The sequence below is a fragment of the Streptomyces sp. MK37H genome (assembly GCF_018035285.1).
GTDB classification, from domain to species: Bacteria; Actinomycetota; Actinomycetes; order Streptomycetales; family Streptomycetaceae; genus Streptomyces; species Streptomyces endocoffeicus.
In genome coordinates this window covers 1-3,145 of the sequence record NZ_JAAAYH010000681.1, presented here as the reverse complement: position 1 = coordinate 3,145, position 3,145 = coordinate 1, and the positions used below count along the sequence as shown (strand labels likewise).

2 protein-coding genes and 1 pseudogene are annotated in these 3,145 nt (G+C 75.7%); all 3 read left to right on the top strand.

All coding sequences use genetic code 11. From position 1 onward, the window contains the following. Positions 1-881: pseudogene (locus GWI24_RS42645) on the top strand (nitrite reductase); the annotation flags it as partial. Continuing rightward, a complete protein-coding gene (locus tag GWI24_RS42640) occupies positions 878-1,528 on the top strand; it encodes a precorrin-8X methylmutase (RefSeq protein WP_210951390.1) in 651 nt (216 codons plus the stop codon). The pseudogene GWI24_RS42645 and the gene GWI24_RS42640, both read left to right, overlap by 4 nt. Further along, on the top strand, positions 1,525-3,099 hold the full coding sequence (locus GWI24_RS42635) for a precorrin-2 C(20)-methyltransferase (RefSeq protein ID WP_210951389.1): 1,575 nt from the start codon (positions 1,525-1,527) through the stop codon (positions 3,097-3,099). The genes GWI24_RS42640 and GWI24_RS42635 overlap by 4 nt, the downstream gene beginning before the upstream one ends. Positions 3,100-3,145 lie beyond the last annotated feature (46 nt).

Below are 3,145 nucleotides of genomic sequence, written 5' to 3'. Positions count from 1 at the left end.
GGGCGGCGGCGCTGGCCGCGGTGGAGTTCCTGGCGAGGGCGCGGGAGAGCGGGACCCGGGCGTGGCGCATCCGGGAACTGCCCGCGCAACACGCCGTGACCGCCGATCGCTTGGCGGCCCGACTCGCCGACGCGGGCATCGACACCGAGCCGCACCCGGGCGCGCCGGGCCCACGCCCGCCGCAACCGCCGCCCGCCCCCGGGCTGGTCCCCGGCCCGGACGGGCGCCACGCGCTGTCCGTCGCCCTGCCTCTGGGCCGGGTGAGCGCCGCGCAGTGGCGGCTGCTCACCGGGCTCGCCTCCCGGAGCGGGGCGGATGAGCTGCGTATGACACCCTGGCGCGGCGTGGTGCTCCCCGGGTTCGCCCCGGACGACGCGCGCGGCGCCTTGAACGAGTTGTCCGACGCGGGACTGGTGACCACGCCGGACTCACCGTGGCTCGGGGTCGGCGCGTGCACGGGACGGCCCGGCTGCGCCAAGTCCCTGGCGGATGTGCGGTCCCACGCGACCCGCATGGTCGAGGACACGGCGCGCATAGTCGCGGGCACGGCGCGCGGGGTCGCGGACACGATGGAAGCGGTAACGGACACCGGACCATTGGTGGTCGCGGACGGTTCGGAGCCGCGGCCGAAGAGCGGCGCGGCGTCCGGCGACGGCCGCCAGGGCGCGCCCGATCCGCTGCCGGTGTATGTCTCCGGCTGTGAACGGCGCTGCGGTCACCCCGGGGGCCGCTGGGTGGACGCGCTGGCGACCGGCGACACGGGTTATCGGGTCGCCGTGCGGGGCGGCGCGAAGGGCGACACGCCGGAGGCGGAGGACGGCGTGGAAGTGACAGCAGAGCAGTTGGCCGGCGCCGTTGCGGCGGCCCGTGGAACGACATGATCGAGGACACCGTGTTCGACTACGAGAAGGACGGGGCGGCCATCTACCGCGCGTCCTTTGCCACCATCCGCGCCGAGGCCGACCTCGGCGGGCTCCCCGCCGACGTCAGCCAGGTGGCGGTGCGGATGATCCACGCCTGCGGCATGGTCGACCTGGTCAAGGACCTCGCGTACACCCCCGAGGTGGTCTCCCGCGCCCGCGCCGCGCTGCGGTCCGGCGCGCCCGTGCTCTGCGACGCGCGCATGGTGGCCAGCGGGGTCACCCGCAAGCGGCTGCCCGCCGACAACGAGGTGATCTGCACCCTCTCGGACCCGGCCGTACCGGAGTTGGCGCGGCGCATGGGCACCACGCGCAGCGCCGCCGCGCTGGAGCTGTGGCGGGACCGGCTCGAGGGATCGGTGGTGGCGGTCGGCAACGCGCCCACGGCGCTGTTCCGGCTGCTGGAGATGATCGAAGAAGGAGGGGCGGGCGCGCCGCGCCCGGCCGCCGTGATCGGCGTGCCGGTGGGCTTCATCGGCGCGGCCGAGTCCAAGGAGGCGCTGGCCGGGCATCCGACGGCGCTCGACCACCTGGTGGTGCACGGCCGGCGCGGCGGCAGCGCCATCGCCGCGGCCGCGATCAACGCGATAGCGAGCGAGGAAGAGTGAGCGAGCAGCAGACGGGCCGGCTCTACGGTGTGGGGCTCGGCCCCGGCGACCCCTCCCTGATGACCGTACGCGCGGTGGAGGTCATCGCCGCCGCCGATGTCATCGCCTACCACAGCGCCCGGCACGGGCGCAGCATCGCGCGCTCCATCGCCGAGCGCCATCTGCGGCCCGACCACATCGAGGAGCGGCTGGTCTACCCGGTCACCACGGAGACCACCGACCACCCGGGCGGCTATCGCGGCGCGATGGAGGAGTTCTACGCGGACGCGGCCGCCCGGCTCGCCGCGCATCTGGACGCGGGGCGCACAGTCGCGGTGCTCGCGGAGGGCGATCCGCTCTTCTACGGCTCGTACATGCACATGCACAAGCGGCTCGCCGACCGCTACCCCACCGAGGTCATCCCCGGTGTCACCTCGGTCAGCGCCGCGGCCGCCCGGCTCGGCACACCGCTGGTGGAGGGCGAGGAGGTGCTGACGGTCCTCCCCGGCACCCTGCCGGAGGAGGAGTTGACGGCCCGGCTGGCGACGGCGGACGCGGCGGCCGTGATGAAGCTCGGCCGGACCTTCCCGACGGTGCGCCGGGCGCTGGAGCGGTCGGGACGGCTCGCGGACGCGCGCTATGTGGAGCGCGCCACGATGCAGGCGGAGCGGACCGCCCCGCTGGCCGAGGTGGACCCGGAGTCGGTGCCGTACTTCTCGATGGCGGTGCTGCCCAGCCGCGTGGACGCGCCGCACGGCGACCGCGGGGACACGCCGAGCGGGGATCGCGAGGACACACCGCACGACGACCGCGTAGACGCGCCGGGCGGTGTGTCCGGCCCCCCGGGCGAGGTCGTGGTCGTCGGCCTCGGCCCGGCCGGTCCGCTGTGGCTCACCCCCGAGGCGCGTGGCGAGCTGGCCGCCGCCGAGGACCTCGTCGGCTACACCACCTACCTGGACCGGGTGCCCGTACGGCCGGGCCAGCGGCGCCACGCCTCCGACAACAAGGTCGAGGCCGTACGCGCCGAGTTCGCCCTCGACCTCGCCCGGCGGGGTCGGCGTGTCGCCGTGGTCTCCTCGGGCGACCCGGGCGTGTTCGCCATGGCCACCGCCGTCCTGGAGGCCGCCTGCGAGGACCCCTATCGCGAGGTCCCGGTGCGGATCGTCCCCGGTATGACGGCGGCCCACGCGGCCGCCGCCCGGGCCGGTGCCCCGCTCGGCCACGACTACGCGGTGATCTCCCTCTCCGACCGGCTCAAGCCCTGGGAGGTCATCGCCGAGCGGCTGCGCGCCGCCGCGGCGGCCGACCTGGTGCTCGCCCTCTACAACCCCGGCTCCCGCAGCCGCGTCTGGCAGGTGGGCAAGGCCCGCGAACTCCTGCTGGAGCACCGCGCCCCCGACACGCCCGTGGTGCTGGGCCGCGACATCGGCGGCCCCGGGGAACGGGTACGCATCGTCCGGCTGGCCGACCTCGACCCGGCCCAGGTCGACATGCGCACGATCCTCCTGGTCGGCTCCTCCCAGACCCGCACGGTCCGCCGCGGCGACGGCACCGACATCGTCTGGACCCCGCGCCGCTACCCGGAGGCGTAGCACCCGGAGGGCTCCTGGCGCGGGGCGCCCCGGCTCAGGCCAGGGT

Coding starts and splice junctions, on each gene's coding strand:
- GWI24_RS42640 (WP_210951390.1), top strand. CDS start 878: ATGATCGAGGACACCGTGTTCGACTACGAGAAGGACGGGGCGGCCATC.